This window comes from Mammaliicoccus sp. RAM2, assembly GCF_045897195.1.
GTDB lineage: Bacteria > Bacillota > Bacilli > Staphylococcales > Staphylococcaceae > Mammaliicoccus > Mammaliicoccus sciuri.
In genome coordinates this window covers 136,228-158,058 of sequence record NZ_JBJNWI010000008.1, presented here as the reverse complement: position 1 = coordinate 158,058, position 21,831 = coordinate 136,228, and the positions used below count along the sequence as shown (strand labels likewise).

The following is a 21,831-nucleotide window of genomic DNA, read 5'->3' as shown; positions in this document are numbered from 1 at the left end:
ATGCTGGATATCGAATTCTTTCAAAGAAACGCTTCATTTAAGCAAATTAAAAGCACTTGATTAAAATCTTGAACAATATTATAAAATATAATGTGAATAATTTGTTTTTTAAGTGCTCATTTCTGTTGAAAAGATATGCCCAAAAAATGTCGCCAAATTTATAGATTATGAAAAATATCTAGGTAACATTACTTGAGCTGTAGTATGAGTAAATGTATCAGAATCTTTTAATGCTTGACGATGCATTTCTTTTGCATAACCTGCATCTAATCGAATTACTTTTTGTTGAATTGCTTCAATACCTTGATCAATTAAATCAGAAAGTTTCATATTGTTAGGTGCATCTATTGGAGCATGTTCTTCTAAATTAGTCTCAGCTACTAATGGTGGAACTAATTCCATTACCGTTAAATGGTTATATCCTTTATAAATAGCCTGTTCACGTACTGCATCAGTAAACATGTGTACAGCTGATTTAGTGCCTGAATAAATAGGATGGGCAGCAGAAGATACATAGGAAAGACCACTTGACACGTTAATAATTAAGGGGGTATTTTGTTTAATCAGATGACTTAAGAACACTTTCGTCATATTAATAGTACCTATTAAATTAGTATTTATTTCTGAATGTAACATTTGAGGATTCACATTATCATCAAATAGATCAAAAGATTTCATGATTCCTGCAGAATTAAACAATACGTTAAGGTTTGGAAAATCTAATAAAACTTGTTCTTTTAGTGAATATACTGATTCAACATTTGTAACGTCCACTATATAACCATAAAGATTAGGATGTGAATTTACGAGTGAATCTAACTTTTCTTTAGAACGACTTGTAATGATTACTTGATTACCTAATTCTAAAAATTTTTTTGCAAAACCTAGCCCTATACCTGAAGAACCACCTGAGATTAAAATTGTATTATTTGAAAAAGTCATTTTATTACCTCCATATTGATTTATTTTGTACAATTAATAGTATAAATATGTACAGTTACTGGAGGTCAAGCAAATTGTTCATAGGAGAAGTTTCGAAAATTACAAATTTACCTATAAAAACTTTGAGATTTTATGAAGAAAAGGGATTAATTTCGCCAGATTATAGAAATGATAGTAACAAGCGTGTATATTCCGAAGAAAATATAAGATGGATTACATTTGTAAAACATTTAAGAGGTACAGGGATGGCATTAAAAGAAATAAAAGAGTTTAAATTTCTTGTTGAAAAAGGGGAAACTACAAAATATAAAAGATTGGAAATGTTAGAAAAGCAAAGGTTATTAACAATTAAGCAATTAGAACAAAAGAAAGAAGAGCTTGATCATATAATATATAAAATTGGAATGTTAAGAGACTGACACCTTATATATCTTTTATAATGGAATATTGAAGTTATTAAGACATTATATGATTGTATGTAGAATGCTTGGAATAGGTTTAGCGAAAATACTTAATATAGTGTTGAACGCTTTATATAACTAGGATGATTATTTTAAACCATTAGGAAGCAGTAGAAATATAATAATAAGTATTGCTATGCTTTTGTTTAGAGGTATGAATATATAACAAAATAACGCTAAATCGATAGCGACCACATGATTAATTGTTGTAGGTTTAATCTGAACTATATAGAAAGTATACTATATAGGATAAAAATAAATAACTATGAGACCACCATCTATAAATAAGTGGACTAAAGAAGCGGACAGCTCATAGTGAGTTATCTGCTTCTTTGTTTAGACCTATAGACATTCATCCTAAATAAAAACAATCATTTTATTAATATAATTGAATTGTTTTTTTCCAATCATAAGATAATAACATAGAAACACTCATGATTAGTAATGCAACAACAAATTCTGAATCCATATAACCTTGTTTTAAATGTACTGTAAATAAAGCACCTAACATGATAACTATGAAACCACTAGCCATGAAATTAATAAATAAACCACACACAATTAGAATGCCACCTATTAATTCAAAGAGAGCCAGTATAATGCCAATAAAGGCAGGAACTCCTAACGATTCCATCATGCTCATTGGCTCGCCAAAACCACTAAAAACTTTTTGGCTACCATGTATAATAAAAGTAATACCTAAAAATAGTCGAATAAATAAAATTCCTAAATTCATTTTTTATACCTCCTATAATTTTTATATTATAACATGGTAAAATAAAAATAAAAAACGACAAAAATACGACAATTTTCTACTTTATAATAAGCATATCAATATAGCCATTTCTTGCAGGCAAAGAAATCGACCTCAAAAAGAGGTCGATTTTTTATGAAAATTATACATTAAGCAAGAGAAGTTAGGGTCTATGAACAAAACAACTTGCTATTCAATACTTCATTTGTATTTTCTTTTATGTGATCTAAATCAAAATGATATTAAATTTTTAATTATTAAAAGTGTTAGAGTTTTAATTTTAAAAAAATGTGATAGATAAATTTTATGGTGAACGGTAAGCTATGCGCACCATATTTTAACTTTATATCGCAAAATCACTAATAAGCGAAGTGTATCATTTAAATGCCTTCTAATTTAATATCTTACTTTAGGAGTAATATTAACATCTATTTAGTTATCTTTTGAACGTTATTAGATTCTTAGTTTGTAATGAGTCTTTTGAAAAAATAGTCCTTTTAAAGCATACACCTTATGTGAAATAAGAGTTTACATTAATATCAAAAATTCAGAAATCAGTAATATTATTTTGGAAATATTACAGCTTTTTATTTAGTATGCACAAATCGATTACAAGTATTTATTTTCATTAAAGCACGTGATAGATTGAGTTCTATAGTTAAAGAAAAGGAAGGTTTATTAAAATGAAAAAAATATTAACAACTTCAATAGCGACTATTGGAATTCTAACTATGAGTATTGCTCAACAAGATGCACAAGCTGAAGAACAAAGTAGTGTATCTACGCAAAATACTCACAACTATACGGGAATTGAAAATGGTGTTTATTATACAATAGATAGTAAAGGGAACTATCACCACACATTAGACGGTAATTGGAATCAATCTATGTTTGATCGTAAAGAGTATAAATCGTATGAATTAGATCAAAATGGTGCTACGCATTATTACTATTTTGTAAAAGATGATAATGATTATTCACCATCTCAATCAAATCAAACAATTAAGGATAAAGGTTATCAAGTAAATAATGGAAATGAAAATCAAACATCTGAAACAAATAAAGAAACGCTAGCAAATAATAATCAAACAGATAAGCATGATGAAACAGGAAGTAATGGATATGTAGCGACTTCTAATGAAACAAATGATAATCAAGAATCAGCTCAATATAACAATATTTCTTCTAAAGAACAATCAACTCATAACAACGATGCAGCAAACACTAAGGAAGCCAAAGGTAATGCAGAAGCTTCATCAAATTGGCTTACTAAAAATAAAAAGTTACAAGAATATGGTCAATATCACGGCGGTGGTGCACATTACGGTGTAGATTATGCTATGGAAGAAAATACCCCTGTATACGCTTTAGCAGATGGAACTGTGATTCAAAGTGGTTGGAGTAACTACGGTGGTGGTAACCAAGTAACAATAAAAGAGAAAAATAGTGATTATTATCAATGGTACATGCATATGAATAAATTAAATGTAAATAAAGGTGACGAAGTAAAAGCAGGTCAACAAATTGGACAATCAGGTAATACTGGTAATTCAACAGCACCTCACTTACATTTCCAACGTATGCAAGGTGGCGTAGGTAATCAATATTCAGTTAATCCAGATTCTTATATCAACAACAATCAATAATTTTATAAGAAAAAATCACGTCTTATTATAGGCGTGATTTTTTTATTTGAACTTAAGAAGTAGATATGTTTAAATGTAATTATTATAGTTACATTTAAAAAGGAGATGATTCATTGAATTTAGAATTTAATATCGCAGTTCACGTATTAACTTTCTTAAGTAAACATTCATCTGAAAGATTTAGTAGTGTCGAATTGTCATCAAAAGTTTGTGTTAATCCTGTGCAATTAAGAAGAGTTATGAGCAAACTATTAGAAGAAGGTTACATTACAACACAAAAGGGCAAATATGGAGGGTATCGTATAAATGGTAATGTGTTAGATACGCCATTATCCAATTTATTTAAATTATTCGCTTCTAGTCAATCATTTGGCAGAATTTATACAGGTACAAAAGAAAGTGACTGTAAAATCTCAAATGAAATGAGTCGAGTAATGTCAAACTATCATCGAAGAGAATTTGAAATAATTGAAAAATATTATCAAAATATTTCTATTGGAGATATATTAAACGATATATTAATGGAGGGTTACAATGAAAAAGTATGATTTATTAATTTTAGGGTTTGGTAAAGGTGGAAAAACACTAGCAAAAACAGCTTCGGCTCAAGGGAAACAAGTAGCAGTTGTTGAACAATCCAAAAAAATGTATGGTGGTACATGTATAAATATCGGTTGTATTCCATCTAAAACATTAGTGCACGAAGGATTAGAGCGTGGTTCGTTCAATCAAGCATTTGAGCGTAAAGAAGAAGTCGTAACGGCCCTTAATAAAAAGAATTATCATAACTTAGCAGACGATAAAAATATAACGGTATTAGATTACAAGGCTAGCTTTAAATCCAATACGGAAGTAGAATTATTAGATGAGCAAGGCAAAGTAGTAGATACTTTAACAGCAGATGACATTGTGATAAACACTGGTGCAATACCAGTTATTCCTGATATTAAAGGTATTAAAGAATCTAAGCATTTATACGATTCTACAGGAATAATGAATTTACGTGAGCAACCTAAACGATTAGTTATTGTTGGCGGAGGTTATATTTCTTTAGAATTCGCATCTATGTTTTCGAACTTTGATACAGAAGTGACTGTATTAGAAGCTAATGACAAACTAATGGCAAGAGAAGATGAAGAAATCGTTTCACATGCGATTAAAGATTTAGAAGATAAAGGTGTAAAATTCGAGTTAGGTGCCCAAACTTCAGAATTTGAAGATAAAGATGGATATACAATCGCTAAAACGAATAAAGGTGATTTTGAAGCAGAAGCGGTATTACTCGCAATTGGTAGAAAGCCAAATACTGACTTAAATTTAGAAAACACTGATATTAAACTAGGTGAACGTGGCGAAATAGAAGTCAATAATCAGTTGGAAACAGCTGTAAAACATATCTATGCAATAGGTGATGTAAAAGGTGGCATGCAATTCACTTATATTTCTTTAGATGACTTTAGAATTGTTAAAGACAAATTATTCGGTTCAGGTGCTCGCACTACAGAAAATAGAGGTGCAGTACCTTATACGGTATTTATAGATCCTCCATTATCTCGTGTAGGATTGACTGCTAAAGAAGCAAAAGAACAAGGGTATGAAATTAAAGAAGGTAAACTACCAGTAAGTAATATACCTCGTCACAAAATTAATAATGACCCTAGAGGTCTGTTTAAAGTTGTGATAGACGCAACAACAAATAAAATACTTGGCGCTACCTTATATGGTTTACAATCCGAGGAAATCATTAATTTAGTAAAACTAGCTATTGACCAAAATATTGACTATACAGTTTTACGTGACAATATATATACACATCCTACTATGATAGAATCATTTAATGATTTATTTAATATCTAAATATATATTATATATAGTTTGGGTGTAATACCTACTATATTTCTAATGGTATAAGGTTTTCGAATTCAATTGTTGTTGGATTATCAAAAAATTTGCATAGAGGATACTTTAACCGATAATGTAGATGCTATTATGAATTTATGTAGAAAGCATTATTATATAAGATATGAAAAACTTTTATCAAAGTAAGAAGGATTATATATAGAAAATAAAACAGAACTAAGTGAACAATATATATAGATTACTAATGACTTTAAAGAATTGTTAAGTGGTTTCTAGATAAAGTAGTATATAATGAAATTTTTTAAACAAAAACCGCCCGACCTTGTAGTTCTCTACTACAAATCGGGCGATTATTTTTTTTAGAATTATAAATGAATCTTTTCGGTTGAGTAATAATATAACTCTTTTTTGGGATGTACGAATATCGAAATGATAATGAGTACGCCTATTTTACCAACTATCATTAACAATATGAGTATAACTTTAGACATAGAATTCAAATCAGCGGTTATGCCAGTTGAAAGTCCAACCGTCGCAAAAGCTGAAATCGTTTCAAATAATACCTTTGTTGTATCAAGTTTTGGATTTTGAATTAAAATACTCAATGTTGAGATGAAAATCAAAGAACTTGATAAAAAACATACAGTTATTGCTTTATTTATTTGTTCTGTCATAATACTTTTCTTAAATATATGCGGATGTGTCTGACCTTTTAATAAAGTATATAAATATACGATAATGATAGCAAAGGTCGTAACTTTTATACCACCACCGGTACTCATAGGTGCGGCACCAATAAACATTAATAAATCAAATATAAATAGAGTAGAGTCGTGTAATTGACCTATGTCAACGGTATTGAATCCAGCAGTTCTAGTTGATATTGATTGGAAAACGGATTTAAAGATTTGAACAATCCAATTATCGTTTTTTAATACATTATTTGCTTCTAATAACCAAAATGAAAGTGATCCAATCATGATTAATATAGCTGTAGTAGTTAATACGATTTTTGAATGTAGACTTAATTTACTCAAGCGATTAGCTTTCCACAAATCTAATAAAACAATATAACCTATACCGCCAATTACAATTAATAATGGAACAATGACGTTAACAATTAAGTTATCACTGTAACTCATCAGACTATCTGAAAATAAAGAAAAACCAGCGTTATTGAATGATGATACAGAAGTAAATATACTGATGAATCCACCTCTAACAATACCGTGATCTGGAATGAAAACAAGGGATAAAAAAATAGCACCCAAAATCTCGATAATAAAGCTGAATAATACAAGACGTATAGTTATATTTAGTAATCCTGAATCATTATCAAGACTCCACGTATACTTTAATAGTTCTCTATTTTTGTACGTAATGTTTTTTCTAGTGAAAATCATTATAAAGATCATTAAAGTAACAATTCCTAACCCACCAATTTGAATCAGTAGAAGTATTACTAAATACCCTAATTCATTGAACTGGTTAGGTATATCAACAGTTGAAAGCCCTGTTACTGTAAATGCACTTGTAGCGATAAAAAAAGCATCAACAAAATCAATAGGTTTTCGTCCAGTAACTGGCAAGTAGAGTAATATTGAACCTATGATTGTAGTCGTTAAAAATAGAGTCATATAAATCATAGTAACTTTGAATATAGTATTCATTTCTTTATCACCTGCATTATAAGATATAAAGATAATAGTCCTATTAATAAAAAATAGCAATAAATTTATAAAACAAAATGTTTTAGCACTCTGCAATATTAAGTATAAGGATGGACCGTCTAGTCTTAATTTGACAACTTCTTCTATTATGAGAAGAGAGTATACAGTTATGTATTCAAACAGCAATTTAGCTCAACTAAAAATCACCCGATTCTGTAGTTCACTACTACGAATCGGGCGATTATTTTTATACATAATTTAATTATTCCATTAAGTAACTGTCTTCGGCGCGTTTGCTTGTTTTGTTTTTCCATGGGTCGAGTATTGGTTTAACGATAAATCCTATTGTGAATATGACGACGCCGAATAATACGAGACACATGAGATTGTATATGAGTATTTCTGGTACGACGCCTCCAACCGCTTCTCTTAAAGCATCTACGGCATAAGTGAACGGCAAATATGGATGTATGGCTTGGAAGAATTTTGGTGTGACTTGTATTGGGAACGTCCCACCTCCACCTGCTATTTGTAGTACCATAATGACTATTGCTAATGCTTTACCTACGTTACCGAATAGGGACACTAATGTATAGACGATACATATAAACACGATTGAAACGAGTACGGATAATAGTATAAATAATAATCTATTATCGATTGCTGCGCCTAAAATAAACATATCTCCTAGTGACACGATAATGGACTGTATGACACCTATAATAATGAATATAAAGCTCTTTCCAACGAATGTTTCTCTCAATGAATATTTCTGCTTAATTTCTGGATTTTTAATATCTGTTGTTAATAAGTTAGATAATAGTAAAGCACCTACCCAAATTGCTAAAGATGTATAGAATGGTGTACTTGCTGTTCCATAGTTTGGCACACTAAATAATGATTCTTCTTTTAATTCTATTGGGTGTGCGATAATATCAGCTTGTTTCTTTAAATCATTTTTCAATAATTTAATCAGCTCGTGAACTGTATCATCTTTATCTATTTCTCTAACTTTCTTCGCTGCTTTCTTAATATCTTCTTCAATACCTGGTAAATCATTTCGTGCAAATTCTGCTAAGTCATGAATTTCCTTTTGAGCTTCTGGTAAGTTGTCATCTATTAATTGAACAGCACGGTCATATTTATCAATCATTGTTGGTAAATCGTTATTTGAGAACTGTGCGAGCTTTTTAACTTCTGATTGAACATTTGGTAGTTCATTTTCAACGTAATAAGCACCTTTACCAACTTGCTCTTTAAATTTAGGGAAGTTTGTTTGAGCTACTTCATTAATGTTATTAAACTTTCTTTCAAGTTCAGGTAATTCATTGTTGATGCTGACTAATAAATCATGACCATTTTGTAAGGAACTTTTCCCAGTTTGAATCACATTATCAATCATGTTCATAGAACTTCTAATCTTCGAGATATCATCTATACCTTTAGTTAACGCTTGATCAATTTGATTAACGCCTTCCATTAAAGTCGTCTTAAAATCACTGCTTGTATATTTCAATAAATTGTCTAAAGATATGAGATTAGAATCAATTAATTTATCTAAGGCTAATACTTCTTCTTTGCCAGATTTACCATTATTTAAAGCATTAATCAGATTGCTTTGGCCATTTATAACACTTTGTAAATCTTTGTTAGCTGATTCAAATTGTGAAATAGCTGATGAAGTATCAATACCTTCAGATTTCTGAAGTTCATTTAAAATATCAATCATTGAATTATTAAAAGCGACACCTTGTTGTAATCGTGATTGATTGTTTTTCACAGTGTCTGCAAGTTGTTTACTGTCTTGGCTCATTAAGATACTTTGATTGATGGCTTGCATGCTTTCTAAATCTTTTTTGTTCATATTTGCTTGTTCGTTACTGTAGTCTGCGAGGGCTGTTAAAGATTCGCTCAGTGCAGATTTCATTTCATTTAATTCTTGATCAGTTAATACGTTTTTAGAAGCTTGGTTATTCTCTTCTTTATGAGTATCTTCTTCATCGTAAGCTTGTTGAGTTGTTACGATATCATTATCTTTCTCTTGATCTTCAGTTGATGCTTTTTCTTCTGTTTCTTCTTTAGAAGTGTCTGCTTGTTCTTTATCACTTTCTTGTTCTTCAGCATTTTGGTCAGTCTGATTGTCTGCTTTGTTTTCTTCTTCTGACGACTGTTGAGGTTCTTCTGTGCTTTGTTCAGGTTTTGCTTTGTTATCCTTAGTGTCTTTCTTTTCTTTATCTTGATCAGCTTTCAGTTTTTCGTTCGCTTTTTCAGTTTTTTCCTGAGCTTTTTTAGCATCTGCTTCATACTGATCTAATTTACGATTTAATTCAGGTAAGTATTGCTCTGCTTTATTGATAGCTGCTAATGCTTTTTCAGTTGCTTCAATACCTTGAGGCACGCCTTTATTGATTTTAGGAAATTGTTGTTGTACTTTATTCGCTTTTGCTAAAGCACTTTCGATTTCAGGCATTTTGGCATTAAGCTTCGTAATTAATTGAGCAGCTTGATTAATGTCACCCATTTTACTGTTTACTTCATTAATTTTTGTTACGCCTTCATTAATGTCGCCTTTGTAATTTCCTAGCGCTTCGAATTCATCTTTATACTTCGTAATGTCATCTTGATGTTCATCAATTTCAATGACTTTCTCTTTGAATTCTTCTATTTTAGGAAGATTATCTTCAGCAGTATATACAGCATTTTTAATTTTGCTTAAAGTAGGTAATTCATTTTCAAGATCTAAACCAACTTGATTCGCTTCTTTTAATAATGCTTGCGTTGCATTCTCGCCAAATTCTTTATTTAAAGAATCTACAATGGATGATGCACCAGCGTTTGTCATTTTAGGTGCAATCGCATTTAATTTCTCATTTACTTTGTAATCAATAACGGCTTTCTTTGGTTTCTTATGATAGATACTTGTGACTTCATCAGAAAAAGTCTTATGTAAATATATAGAGGCATAATAATCACCTTTTTCAACACCATCGTCAGCCTTCTTACGATTCACAAATTCCCAGCCGAACTTATCATTCTTCTTCAATTGTTCAACTAATTGGTCACCAACATTAATATCTTTGCCTTCAACCTTAGCACCCTTATCCTCATTTACGACCGCAATTTTAATACCTTGCGTATTGTTGTAAGGATCCCACGTAGAACTTAAATTAAACCACGCATAGAATGAGGGCAAAATAGAAAGACCTAATAATAATATAATCACAAACGGCACACGTCTGATATTTTTAATATCTTCAATAAAAATTTCAAATGGTTTCTTCAAAATCATAACTCCTTATCCATTAGTACATGACATGTACTATAAATATCAATACCGCTATCATAACCCATGTTCAAAATCAATTCAATCCCATTTTGTTATATCAGTATATTTATAAAGTCTAATATATAACTAAAATAGCATGTTATATCTATATCAGTATATTAAAATAGAAAATATTTCTATTTTTGGAGATCAATAAAAAAGCCACTTTCAAAGACTACATGTGTAATGTTCGCTTTAAAAGTGGCTTTTAGCAATTGTTGGGTTATGATTATTTATTAGCAATTGAAGGATTTATTTAATAAAATATTTATTAAGTTCTTATTTTTAATAAACGCAAAGAGTTTAATATAACTAATATAGCAGCTCCTGTATCACTTAATACTGCTAACCATAGTGTTAGTAATCCTGGAAACACTAATATAAAAGCAATTAATTTTATAAGTATTGAGAAATATATATTTTGCTTAATGATATTTTTAGTTTTCTTACTTATAGAAATTGTACGTGTTAATTGATTGATATCATCTGACATAAGTACGACATCAGCTGTTTCCATTGCTGTATCTGAACCAATACCGCCCATTGCAATGCCTACATCACTTTGTGCTAAAGCTGGTGCATCATTGATACCATCACCAATCATACCGACGCGATACCCTTTATTTTGTAAACCTTTAATAGCAGATAATTTATCTCCAGGCATTAATTCAGCATACACTTCTTTAATACCTACAAGTTGTGCGATTTTATGAGCTGTGCCTTTGTTATCTCCTGTAAGCATTACAGTATTTTTAATATGTGTACCATTTATTTGTTGTAATGTTTTGTTGATATTTGAACGTAATGGATCTGCTACTGTTATTAAACCATGAATGATATCAGAAGACGCAACAATTATAACAGTATATCCTTCTTGCTCATATGTGTTTATGTCGTCTTTATAATTTTCAATTTGTTTGTTGATAGAAGTAATTAATTTTAAGTTTCCGGCATAAACGTCACTTTCATTTATTTTGCCTTTAATACCTTGGCCAACTATATTTTTAAAATTCGTTATATTAGATGCTTTAGCATTAAACTGAGTAGCATAATCTACGATTGCATTGCTGATAGGGTGGGTTGAGTATGATTCTAAACTTATCGCAATATTTAACAATGTTTCTTCGTCAGAATCGATGCTTTTAATTGTATCTACTTTTGGTCGACCTTCAGTCAAAGTACCTGTTTTATCAAAAGCTAAAGCAGATAAAGTACCTAAAGCTTCTAAATGATTACCACCCTTAATAAGCACGCCAATTTTTGCAGCACTTCCGATTGCGGTAACGATGGCTACAGGTGTTGAAATAACGAGTGCACAAGGACATGCAATAACAAGTAACTCTAGTCCTTTATAGAACCATTCACCCCATGTACCTAAAGAGAAGATAGGTGGTATGACCATGACTAATAATGCTAATACAAAGACGATAGGTGTGTAAATTTCAGAAAATCGATCAATAAAAGCTTGGGTTGGTGCTTTATTCTCTTGAGCTTCTTCAACCATATGAATAATTTTAGAAATAGTTGTGTCTTCTACTAATTTTGATACACGAATCTTTAACGTACCATTTTCATTGATTGACCCTGCATATACTTCATGATCAACCGTTTTATCGACAGGTATGGATTCACCAGTTATTGGAGCTTGATTCAAACTTGAGTAACCTTCAGTAATCGTTCCATCTAATGGCACACGTTCACCCGGTTTAACAAGCAATATTTCTCCTACACGAATATTTTTTAAGTCTTTTGAAATTAAACTATTTTCTGCAATTACAGTTGCTGTTGATGGCGTAATATTCATTAATGATTGTATAGAATGACGTGTCTTGTCTATTGAAATAGTTTGTAATAAAGTTCCAATCGTAAATAGCAAGACCACAATTGCACCTTCAAAAAATTCACCAATTAATATAGCGCCAATGACAGCTACAGACATTAACACATTCATATCTAAACTTTTCGATTTAATGGCATAATATGCACTTTTCAATGGTTTCACACCACTAACGATAATAGCTAATATATAAATTAGATTAGGAACCCAAATTGGCAGATTTGTTATCGTAAGAACGAGACCTAGACAGAGCAATATGGCTGATAAAATAGGCTTTTTAAATAAATGCCATTTGGTATCATTTTTGTTATCTGTTGAATTTAAAGTTGCCACATAACCAATTTTGGAAACTTCATTTTCAATGTTTTTTATTTGATTACCCTCAAAATCGACTTGCATTTTCCCTGTAGAGAAACTAACCTGTACATCATTCACGTATGATAAATTATTCAAATGATTTTCAATACTCTTAGCACAACTTCCACAATCCATGCCTTCTACTGAGAAAGTTGTATACTTTCGATTATGATTTACTTCTTCAATACCGTATCCTAATTTTTCAACTGTTTGAGTTAGTTGGCTGATGTCATTTGTATTTTTCAAATCAACTGATAGTTTTCCCGTAGAAAAACTAACTTTAGGGTTGACCACACTATCTAAATTATTTAAAGCTTTTTCAATTGTAACTGCACAAGAACTACAGTCCATTCCACTCACTTTAAAATTATAATTAGAAGCCGAGGTGGCAACTTCATCTTCTTCCTCAGTTATTTTATGATTTGTGATATTCGAATTGTTCTCAGTTGAATGACTAGAAACTTCATGAGTTGTACAACAACTATTATTTGATGGTGTTGCTTTAATTTCATTACTACAGCAATTATTTTCTTGCGCTTTATTACTAGTACAACAAGTATGACTTGTTTCTTGATTACTACAACATTGCTTGCCCATATAAGTTACCTTCCTTCTTTAAATAGTATGATGTTGGCAACATGCTATATCTTCTTCAGTATCTTCTACTACAGAATCAATTAATTGAAGTAATGCTAAAATCTGATCGTTCTTAATTTGATAATAAACAAATTTACCCTCTTGTCTTGAAATAACCAAACCACACCCTTTAAGACAGGCTAGATGTTGAGAAATACTAGATTGACTGATTTTTGATTTTTCAACAATTTCATTAACAGTCATTTCTTTTAATTTAAGCAACTCTAATATCGTTAATCTTGTTTTATTAGAAAGACCATGTATAAAATGTGCTTTTAATTCTATGTCGTTCATTTAAACCACCTCATATTACCTATAGTTAATATGTTTTCATATTAGTATTTTCTAATATGAATGTCAATATATCACTTATATTTAAAAAAGATATAAGTATGTAAGTGGTCGGAGGAAAGATGAATATGTTATTTTTTTAATTTGGTTTTATATGATGAAAAATAGAGGGGGAGAAGAGGTTACTAAATTAACATGAATAAGCAATTATAAATTTTATAGAATAATAAAAGTAATAAAAATAATGGAAGAATAAATTGAAATTTTACCCATCCATTATTTTTTATAAACTGTACTATAATTTAACGAGAATTTTTGCTTGTGATTTATCGTTTACAAGTTGTTCAAAACCTGATTCTACAATATCATTTAACTCAATTTCATCAGTTATGACGTCTTTAACTTTTAAATTCCCTTCATTAATTAAGTCTATTGTTTGTTGAAATGTAGAAGGTGTATAAGCAATAGTCGATGTAAGTTTTACGCCAGTGTTTGTTAACTGCATTGGATTCCATTCAATTGAATGTCCAAATATAGAAACAATAACAACAGTGCCTCTTGGTTTAGTAACATCAATGGCAGATTTAAATGTAGGTGCTACACCTGCTACCTCAAATGACACATTAACACCATTATCAGTATGTTTATTAATAACATCAACTGGGTTTGATTCACCAGAATTTATAGTATGAGTAGCGCCTACTTCTTTCGCCTTTTTCAATCTTTCTTCAGATAAATCAAAAACAAATATTTTACTAGCACCTGCAGCTTTAGCAGCTATAGTTGTCAATAATCCGATTGGTCCAGCTCCAAAAATAGCAACAGTATCACCGAAAAGGACATTTCCTTCTTTAATTGCTTGAACTGCTACAGCTGTTGGTTCAACAAGGGCACCTTCTTTATCAGAAACATTATTTGGCAGTTTATACACATTCTCTTCTGGGACATTTGTAAATTCTGCAAATCCACCATCTGAACCTAGGCCTATAAATGAATAACCATCATAAAGGTCAATATTTTCTTCTTTTTCATGATTAGAAACTGTAGGATTAACAACAACTCGATCGCCTTTATTGAATTTAGTAACTTTTGAACCAATATCCTCTACTACACCTGCAAATTCATGACCTAATGTTACAGGTGCTTTTTGTCCAAGGAACGGGTCCGGTTTATCGGTTGAAATAAATATAGGACCTTCTAAGTATTCGTGTAAGTCTGTACCACATATACCAGCCCAAGAAACTTTAACTTTAACCTGATTACTTTGTAATTCTTTCGTAGTTCGTTCTTCAACACGTACATCCTTTTGACCATACCAAACTGCTGCTTTCATTTATAAAACCTCCTTATAGTATTTAATTTAATAATATGCCTTTTAAAAGTTAATTTCAAATAAATAACTTTTAAAAATAGAATATATATATATGTTTGAATATAAAGTTTATAATAATGATAACGTGTTAAAAGTTTGCAACGATAAATGGTGATAAGGGTTTCTAAAATTAGATTAGTAGGAGAAGTTAAAAAGATTAATAAAGTGACATTGGCATATTAATATATACCTTAATAAAAGTGGTTAGTAAAATAGGTGTGAGTGTAATATATAAGACATAACATAACATAATTGAATATATTAATTAAAAAATATAGGAGTGATTTTTATGTATCTTATAGATACTTTGATTTTTAATAGTAAATCTGAAAAAAAGAAATATCAAAGAATCTTCTCAAAAAAATTAAATGATATAAATATAGAAACATATACTTTTTATACATCTAATTTATTTTTTAATAGTAGAGGGGATAAATGGAATTTATTATGTGTAATTGATTTGTCTAAATATAATAGAGATATCATAAATACAATACCTTTAACAAAGGATGTAACTATACGTCGTGAATATATGGAATTAACCCCTAATGCTCATGTGAAAAGCTTGAAGTCTTTAAAATGTAATTTAAATATTGTTGAACATGTGGATGTTGCAGATAAATATTTAGAAGAATTTCAAAGTATTATGATACAAAATAATATACCAGCCATGACAGAAATCATTCATAAGAGAAGCTGGTGTAATGAATTTATAGCACTTGAGACAAGAAATATCATATATCATAAATCAAAATTTCCGAAATGGAATCAAATACATTTAATATCATTAAATCTTAAAGGGGTGTTATTATTCAAGAAGGATTTCTCCACTGTGCTTAAAACTCATAGTAATATATCGTTTGAGCAAAATTTTAGTAGATTAAAAAAAATACGTGTTTTTACATATAAAGCTAATGCTTCGAAAACAAAAAATATTTTAAGTAATACTCACAGTATGGATGGAAATAGTCAATAGTATCAATCAAAAGAAAGGCATATTATAAAGATATTAATAGTAGAACTACTTATAAAGTAGTTATCAGTTAAATAATTAGTCATTAAATCTGGGATATAATATTATTCCCAGATTTCTTTTGTATAATGCATTGGATAGCTAAACCCAAAATACACTTGCATCAGAGCTTTTCAACTATCTATTTATTATTTCTTTTAAACGCTTCATAATGATTAATGATATCATTTGCCGACATATTTTCTAGTTCATATTTAATATTATGATTCATAGTATCAACTTTTTCGTTTTCAGAACTGTCACTAGATACGACAGAATAAATAAATGATATATGTTCATCATTTAAGTCTTTTAAGAACTGTGGTCTTAAATTCTTGTTAAAACCTAATAAACTTTTTAATTGTTTTTCTGAAGAGTAGAAATTCTTAAAGTCTACACCACTTTCTTTTTTGACGACTTCAACAAATTCTTCTAATTTTTCTACTTTACCCATCATATCACTCCTATTTATATTAACTGTATGAAGTATATATACCTTTTTTTAGAAAAATATAAACTTATAAAAATAAATAGAATATCCAAATATGTCTAGATATCGATACATAGAGTGATCTTATTCATAAAAATCTACGTATATATATAAAAGGATGTGATGGCTATGCGTAAAATGATAACGGTATTAATGACAGTTTTAATACTCAGTGGATGTCATAATCAAATGAATCATGTAGATAAAAAAACAAGCGAAGAGAAAAATGTTCAAACTGTAGAATCAAAGGCATTCGAAACATATCAAAAAGGTATCGTACCTTTGAAAATAAATATTAAAAGAATAAATGTAAATCACGAATTAGATCACACTGGAACTAATCAAAAGAATGAAATGGCAGTACCAAAAGATATTGATACGCCTAGTTGGTTTAAAGATGGTTTTAAAGTTGGTGAACTTGGTAATGCTGTGATTGCGGGACATGTTGATGATGGTGTGAATCCAGGTGTATTTACAAATCTTCATAAACTTCAAAAAGGTGATAAAGTTGAGGTTAGTGATAGAAATAATAAGAAATTAGTATTTAAAGTATATGATAAAAAATTATATAAATTAAGAGAAGCGCCAGTAGATAAAATATTTGGATATTCTAGTAATAGACATTTAAATTTGATTACTTGTGAAGGAGAATATAATACTTCACTAGGAAGTACACCAAATAGATTAGTAGTTTATACAAAATTAATAAATGGTTGAAAGTATGCATATGACATTTACTAACATATAATAGTAAATGTCGGGGGGTAAAACAATGCGAGAGTCGGATATAGAATTATACGATAAAATAGTATCTAAAGATACAGATAGCTTAGAAACATTATATGACCGTTACGAATCGCTGCTATACAGTTTTATTTATAAAATCACTCAAGATAAGCAATCGAGTGAAGAAGTACTTCAAGATGTATTTATGAAAATTTGGAATCAAAAAGCTAAATTTGATAGTAGTAAAGGTAAGATGTCGACATGGCTTATTACGATTTCACGAAACTTAGCAATTGATTATATACGTAAGAGGAAAACAACGTCTTATGAATATGATGAAGAAAGGGATAATATAAAGACGGATAATGTACCTGAATCAGAACTCATAACTAAAGAAGAAGCTGAACAGATTAAAGGATGTATAGATGAGTTAGACGCAAAGCAACAAGCTATTGTGTATTTATTTTATTTTAAAGGTTTCAATCATAAAGAAATATCGAAGACGCTTGAAATACCTTTAGGAACTGTAAAGAGTAGGCTAAGATTATCTATTCAACATTTAAAGCACAAATTAAAAATAAACAAGAAGGGAGAGAGGAAATAATATGGAATGTGAAAAATTATATGATTATTTCAATGATCAATTAAGTAAAGATGAAAAACAAAAATTTGAAGAACATTTAAAAACTTGTAAAAATTGTCAAGAAGAACTAGATGAACTGAATATATTAAATGAATCTCTTCCTTACCATGTTGAAAATATTGTTCCTCCTAAAGATATGAAAAGTAGAATAATGAATAATATTCTAAATGATGAAAATAATGAAGATACTTCAGCTCAAGAATATAATGATAACAGTCAGCATAGACCTTTAAATACAAAGCGAAATATCATTAAAAACGTATCTCTCATTAGTATGGCCGCATTATTATTAATATCTATAGTAGGCAATTTATATCAGTTTAATACAAAAGATCATGGAAGTAAGAATAAAGACCATCATTTAATAAATAAAAGCAGTGCACAAATAATAAAATTAAAATCTACTGAAAAAGATCAAGTTCAAGGCGAAGCGTTTATAGCTAAAAATAAAAAAGAAAGACAATTAGTAGTACAAGCACAAAATTTACAAGAAACGAAAGGCAATGAAGCATATCAAGTTTGGATTCTTAAAAGAGAAAAGCCATATCGAGCAGGTACTTTTGTTTCCAGTAAAAATTCTGGAATAGTTATCTTTGATTTAAGTGATATCGAATTAGATAAGCAAGATAAAATAGCAATTACTTTAGAACCATCACCAAATAATCAGGCTCCTGAAGGTGATATTATTATGGCTGGTGAAAAAGGTTAGATATTTTTAGAGATTACATTAATTAATGTGATCTCTTTTTTTATTTATTGCGTATACCATATGAACAAAAAAACAAAGGAGTGATTGGATGAATATTTCACAGAAAGTATTAGCCATGTCATTATCGGTTTCATTGTTAGGAGCTGGAACAAGTGTATCGCAAATTGCACAAGCACATGATGCGTCACATGAATCTGTTACAAAAACAGATAGTAAAGCAGTTGAATTAAGAAGTAATTTAGATATGTTGCTAAGTGAACATGCGTATTTAGCTACTGATACAATGAGAAAAGGTGCAGAAGGGTCTAAAGATTTTGATGCATCAGTAAAATCACTAAATATGAATACTAAAGATTTATCTAAAGCTATCGGTGATGTATATGGCCAAGAAGCAGGTAAAGAGTTTGAGAAAATGTGGGCAGAACATATTGGGTACTTTGTAGATTATGTGAATGCTACAAATGATAATGATGAAAATGCACGACAAGAAGCATTAAAGAACTTAGATAATTATAGAGAGCACTTCTCTCAATTTTTAGCATCAGCAACAGATGAAAAATTAGAAGCGAAAGGTTTATCAGAAGGTTTACAAATGCACGTGAATCAATTAGTAAGCGCATTTGATGCCTCAGTAAATGGGGACTATGACAAAGCTTACAAATACGAAAGAGAATCCATTCATCACATGTATATGGTTAGTAAAGGATTATCAAATGCTATAACACAACAATTTCCTGAAGATTATCATCATACAAGTGCAACAACAAAAGCAGCCGACTTAAGATCAGATTTAAATTATTTAATGAGTGAACATGCCATCTTAGCAGCCGATGCGATGCAAAATGGGTATGATGGATCTAAAAATTACAAAGCCTCAGTAAAAGCGTTAGAAATGAATACAAAAGATTTATCAAAAGCAATAGAAGGTGCGTATGGTAAAGAAGCGGGTATGGAATTCGATAAAATGTGGACAGAGCATATTGGGTATTTCGTTGATTACGTAGAAGCTTCAAAAAATAAAGACGAAGACGCTAAAAAAGAAGCAAAAAGCAACTTAGATAATTATAGTAAAGAGTTTGGCGCATTTCTATCTAAAGCTACAGATAATCAATTAAAGAGTGATGAGTTAGCTGAAGGATTAGGTATGCATGTGAATCAGTTGTTAGCTTCATTTGATGCTTACACTAAAGGAGATTATAAAACATCAACAATGAAAGTAAGAGAAGCATATGCGCATATGTTTATGCCAGCTAAAGGTTTAAGTCAAGCAATCGTAATGCAAAATAAATCAAAATTTGAAATGAATATGCCAAAAGAAATGCCAGACACAGGTGCACAAAAATAGGCTCTTTATATAGAATAAAGAAAACTAAATTCAAATTTGAATTTAGTTTTCTTTTAAATTTTTAAGGGTATTATATTTATTAAAAGGGAGAAAATATGAAAATACTCGATGTAATATCACAAATTGAACAAGAAATATTAGTTAGTAATAATAATTATAAAATCAATATAGATAAAGAGTGTACTGATATTACAACCATGTACCAAAATATTAAAACTTCTTCTGTTTTTATATTAAAGGCGTCTAATCGCTCTAAAATTTATGCAGAAAAAGCTATAAGTAAAAATCCAATATTAATATTGACGAATATGGAAGCAAATAGTTTGGATGATATGAAGTGTGATATTCCAGTTATATATTTATCTAACTATGCATCAGCGATAAATAAATTAGTACATTTATTTTATGATAAATATATCGAAAGCTTAAAATTTATTGCAGTAACGGGTACTAATGGTAAAACAACTACAAGTCATATGGTAGGAAAAATATTATCAAAACTAGATAAACGAGTAGCTGTTGTTGGTACATTAGGCGTTTATGATTCTAAATTTAACAAAATGAATTTTAACCATTCTACACCAACTACACCAATGCATATTGAATTTGCTGAAATTATAAAGTATTTTGCAGAAAAAAATTATGACTACATTGTATATGAAGCTACATCTATTGCGTTAGACCAAAAAAGGGTTAATTTTATATATAACGAACTAGCAATATTTACCAATTTTAGCTCTGAACATCTTGAGTATCATCATACACTTGAAAATTATTTAGAAGCTAAATTAAAACTGAATGCGCTAAGTAAAAAAAGTATTGTCAATTATGATAGTGAAGAATACAGAAAAATAGGTTATGATAGGTATCATTTTTCTAATAACCAAAAAAATGATATGTATTATAAATATTCTATAGAGGAGAATAAGTTATCTATTTGGATAGATGGAAATGTTTATCAAATCAATATAGCATTGAATGGAATTCATAATTATATAAATCTTGCTATTAGTATATTTGCAATACATAAATTGAATTTTGATATAAAAAATATTTTAGAGGTTGTTAAGTATATCAAACCACCTGATAATAGATTTGAAATATTTAAAATAAGAGAATTTGAATTTATATTAGATTTTGCACATACACCATTAGCAATTAATGAATCAATTAGCGAAGCTATAAAATATTCTTCAAAAAAGAGAAAAAATCTTACAGTAATGATTACAGGTATAGGCTTACGCGGTTTAGATAAAATAAGAGATACAATGAATTTAATTCCTAATAATATTGATCAAATTATTTTAGCTTCTGAGCAAGTAGGTTTTGAAAATGAAAACCATATTATTGCAACGATGATTAAATATTTACCGGAATATTATGATTTAAATAATATTATAATTGCGAGTTCGAGAAAAGAAGCAATCAAAAAAATTGTTGAGAAAACTAAAAGTGATGAAAGTATTATTTTATTAACCGGTATCAATGAACCGCAGCATTATAGAGGGGATTTAATCAATCACGACGATAAATCATATATTAAGATGTGTATAAATAATAAATTGGTGTAAATAGTATTTTTTATTTTAAAGATTCTTGTTGGTATGAGTTGTTTAAATATAACTAATATAAAAAGATAGTGAAATGGATTTTACTCGCTTTTATATAGGGTTAGCTGTTAGATATATTGATTTTAAATTTATGGTTTGGTACTATATAATTCTAAATAGTAAATATTTCATTTGTTTTAAAGGT

The 21,831-nt window shown here is 29.5% G+C and carries 18 protein-coding genes; 10 read left to right on the top strand and 8 right to left on the bottom strand.

Annotated elements, in window-relative coordinates; translation table 11 throughout:
- Window positions 1-165: 165 nt before the first annotated feature.
- A complete protein-coding gene (locus ACJTHF_RS12350) occupies window positions 166-942 on the bottom strand; it encodes an SDR family NAD(P)-dependent oxidoreductase (RefSeq protein ID WP_078355410.1) in 777 nt (258 codons plus the stop codon).
- A gap of 74 nt (window positions 943-1,016) precedes the next feature.
- Here ACJTHF_RS12350 and ACJTHF_RS12345 point away from each other — a divergent pair, with 74 nt between their 5' ends.
- Window positions 1,017-1,361, top strand: coding sequence for a MerR family transcriptional regulator (locus ACJTHF_RS12345; RefSeq protein WP_158258779.1), 345 nt, complete (start codon window positions 1,017-1,019; stop codon window positions 1,359-1,361).
- 421 nt (window positions 1,362-1,782) lie between these two features.
- On the opposite strand, the gene ACJTHF_RS12340 is transcribed toward ACJTHF_RS12345, so the two are convergent.
- Window positions 1,783-2,139, bottom strand: coding sequence for a DoxX family protein (locus tag ACJTHF_RS12340; RefSeq protein ID WP_048540334.1), 357 nt, complete (start codon window positions 2,137-2,139; stop codon window positions 1,783-1,785).
- Window positions 2,140-2,840: 701 nt separating this feature from the next.
- Here ACJTHF_RS12340 and ACJTHF_RS12335 point away from each other — a divergent pair.
- From ACJTHF_RS12335 to merA, 3 genes are all read left to right on the top strand, one after another.
- Complete coding sequence (locus ACJTHF_RS12335; protein WP_107609540.1) at window positions 2,841-3,803, top strand: M23 family metallopeptidase; 963 nt, start codon at window positions 2,841-2,843, stop codon at window positions 3,801-3,803.
- Between the two features lie 113 nt (window positions 3,804-3,916).
- Complete coding sequence (gene hypR, locus ACJTHF_RS12330; RefSeq protein WP_075578239.1) at window positions 3,917-4,351, top strand: redox-sensitive transcriptional regulator HypR; 435 nt, start codon at window positions 3,917-3,919, stop codon at window positions 4,349-4,351.
- Window positions 4,338-5,660, top strand: a complete 1,323-nt coding sequence (gene merA, locus ACJTHF_RS12325; RefSeq protein WP_075578240.1) for a hypothiocyanous acid reductase MerA — start codon at window positions 4,338-4,340, stop codon at window positions 5,658-5,660. Before hypR ends, merA begins: the two co-directional genes overlap by 14 nt.
- A 368-nt stretch (window positions 5,661-6,028) precedes the next feature.
- On the opposite strand, the gene ACJTHF_RS12320 is transcribed toward merA, so the two are convergent.
- From ACJTHF_RS12320 to ACJTHF_RS12300, 5 genes are all read right to left on the bottom strand, one after another.
- Window positions 6,029-7,333 (bottom strand): TrkH family potassium uptake protein, encoded by a 1,305-nt coding sequence (locus ACJTHF_RS12320; protein WP_119469726.1) that lies wholly within the window; start codon window positions 7,331-7,333, stop codon window positions 6,029-6,031.
- A gap of 262 nt (window positions 7,334-7,595) precedes the next feature.
- Window positions 7,596-10,622: a YhgE/Pip domain-containing protein gene (locus ACJTHF_RS12315; RefSeq protein ID WP_232157008.1), complete on the bottom strand. Its 3,027-nt coding sequence runs from the start codon at window positions 10,620-10,622 to the stop codon at window positions 7,596-7,598.
- A gap of 307 nt (window positions 10,623-10,929) precedes the next feature.
- Window positions 10,930-13,449: a heavy metal translocating P-type ATPase gene (locus ACJTHF_RS12310; RefSeq protein WP_232157006.1), complete on the bottom strand. Its 2,520-nt coding sequence runs from the start codon at window positions 13,447-13,449 to the stop codon at window positions 10,930-10,932.
- 18 nt (window positions 13,450-13,467) lie between these two features.
- Window positions 13,468-13,782 (bottom strand): ArsR/SmtB family transcription factor, encoded by a 315-nt coding sequence (locus tag ACJTHF_RS12305; RefSeq protein WP_058590973.1) that lies wholly within the window; start codon window positions 13,780-13,782, stop codon window positions 13,468-13,470.
- 292 nt (window positions 13,783-14,074) lie between these two features.
- Window positions 14,075-15,112 (bottom strand): 2,3-butanediol dehydrogenase, encoded by a 1,038-nt coding sequence (locus ACJTHF_RS12300; protein ID WP_048540342.1) that lies wholly within the window; start codon window positions 15,110-15,112, stop codon window positions 14,075-14,077.
- Window positions 15,113-15,440: 328 nt separating this feature from the next.
- On the opposite strand from ACJTHF_RS12300, the gene ACJTHF_RS12295 reads away from it, so the two are divergent.
- Window positions 15,441-16,127 carry a hypothetical protein gene (locus tag ACJTHF_RS12295; RefSeq protein ID WP_058590971.1) on the top strand — a complete coding sequence of 229 codons (687 nt, stop codon included), beginning with the start codon at window positions 15,441-15,443 and terminating at the stop codon, window positions 16,125-16,127.
- Between the two features lie 178 nt (window positions 16,128-16,305).
- Here the strand turns inward: ACJTHF_RS12295 and ACJTHF_RS12290 are convergent, their stop codons facing one another.
- Window positions 16,306-16,617 (bottom strand): hypothetical protein, encoded by a 312-nt coding sequence (locus ACJTHF_RS12290; RefSeq protein WP_058590970.1) that lies wholly within the window; start codon window positions 16,615-16,617, stop codon window positions 16,306-16,308.
- Between the two features lie 165 nt (window positions 16,618-16,782).
- Here ACJTHF_RS12290 and ACJTHF_RS12285 point away from each other — a divergent pair, with 165 nt between their 5' ends.
- The 5 genes from ACJTHF_RS12285 (at window position 16,783) to ACJTHF_RS12265 (ending at window position 21,647) form a co-directional block, all read left to right on the top strand.
- Window positions 16,783-17,370: a class F sortase gene (locus ACJTHF_RS12285; RefSeq protein WP_058590969.1), complete on the top strand. Its 588-nt coding sequence runs from the start codon at window positions 16,783-16,785 to the stop codon at window positions 17,368-17,370.
- A gap of 55 nt (window positions 17,371-17,425) precedes the next feature.
- Window positions 17,426-17,983, top strand: coding sequence for an RNA polymerase sigma factor (locus ACJTHF_RS12280; RefSeq protein ID WP_025905379.1), 558 nt, complete (start codon window positions 17,426-17,428; stop codon window positions 17,981-17,983).
- Window position 17,984: 1 nt separating this feature from the next.
- Window positions 17,985-18,731, top strand: a complete 747-nt coding sequence (locus ACJTHF_RS12275; protein WP_107609463.1) for an anti-sigma factor — start codon at window positions 17,985-17,987, stop codon at window positions 18,729-18,731.
- Between the two features lie 88 nt (window positions 18,732-18,819).
- Window positions 18,820-20,076, top strand: coding sequence for a hypothetical protein (locus ACJTHF_RS12270; RefSeq protein WP_058590967.1), 1,257 nt, complete (start codon window positions 18,820-18,822; stop codon window positions 20,074-20,076).
- Window positions 20,077-20,171: 95 nt separating this feature from the next.
- A complete protein-coding gene (locus ACJTHF_RS12265; protein WP_084756315.1) occupies window positions 20,172-21,647 on the top strand; it encodes a Mur ligase family protein in 1,476 nt (491 codons plus the stop codon).
- Window positions 21,648-21,831 lie beyond the last annotated feature (184 nt).

Coding starts and splice junctions, on each gene's coding strand:
- ACJTHF_RS12350 (WP_078355410.1), bottom strand. CDS start 942: ATGACTTTTTCAAATAATACAATTTTAATCTCAGGTGGTTCTTCAGGT.
- ACJTHF_RS12340 (WP_048540334.1), bottom strand. CDS start 2,139: ATGAATTTAGGAATTTTATTTATTCGACTATTTTTAGGTATTACTTTT.
- ACJTHF_RS12335 (WP_107609540.1), top strand. CDS start 2,841: ATGAAAAAAATATTAACAACTTCAATAGCGACTATTGGAATTCTAACT.
- merA (WP_075578240.1), top strand. CDS start 4,338: ATGAAAAAGTATGATTTATTAATTTTAGGGTTTGGTAAAGGTGGAAAA.
- ACJTHF_RS12320 (WP_119469726.1), bottom strand. CDS start 7,333: ATGAATACTATATTCAAAGTTACTATGATTTATATGACTCTATTTTTA.
- ACJTHF_RS12315 (WP_232157008.1), bottom strand. CDS start 10,622: ATGATTTTGAAGAAACCATTTGAAATTTTTATTGAAGATATTAAAAAT.
- ACJTHF_RS12310 (WP_232157006.1), bottom strand. CDS start 13,449: ATGGGCAAGCAATGTTGTAGTAATCAAGAAACAAGTCATACTTGTTGT.
- ACJTHF_RS12305 (WP_058590973.1), bottom strand. CDS start 13,782: ATGAACGACATAGAATTAAAAGCACATTTTATACATGGTCTTTCTAAT.
- ACJTHF_RS12300 (WP_048540342.1), bottom strand. CDS start 15,112: ATGAAAGCAGCAGTTTGGTATGGTCAAAAGGATGTACGTGTTGAAGAA.
- ACJTHF_RS12295 (WP_058590971.1), top strand. CDS start 15,441: ATGTATCTTATAGATACTTTGATTTTTAATAGTAAATCTGAAAAAAAG.
- ACJTHF_RS12290 (WP_058590970.1), bottom strand. CDS start 16,617: ATGGGTAAAGTAGAAAAATTAGAAGAATTTGTTGAAGTCGTCAAAAAA.
- ACJTHF_RS12285 (WP_058590969.1), top strand. CDS start 16,783: ATGCGTAAAATGATAACGGTATTAATGACAGTTTTAATACTCAGTGGA.
- ACJTHF_RS12280 (WP_025905379.1), top strand. CDS start 17,426: ATGCGAGAGTCGGATATAGAATTATACGATAAAATAGTATCTAAAGAT.
- ACJTHF_RS12275 (WP_107609463.1), top strand. CDS start 17,985: ATGGAATGTGAAAAATTATATGATTATTTCAATGATCAATTAAGTAAA.
- ACJTHF_RS12270 (WP_058590967.1), top strand. CDS start 18,820: ATGAATATTTCACAGAAAGTATTAGCCATGTCATTATCGGTTTCATTG.
- ACJTHF_RS12265 (WP_084756315.1), top strand. CDS start 20,172: ATGAAAATACTCGATGTAATATCACAAATTGAACAAGAAATATTAGTT.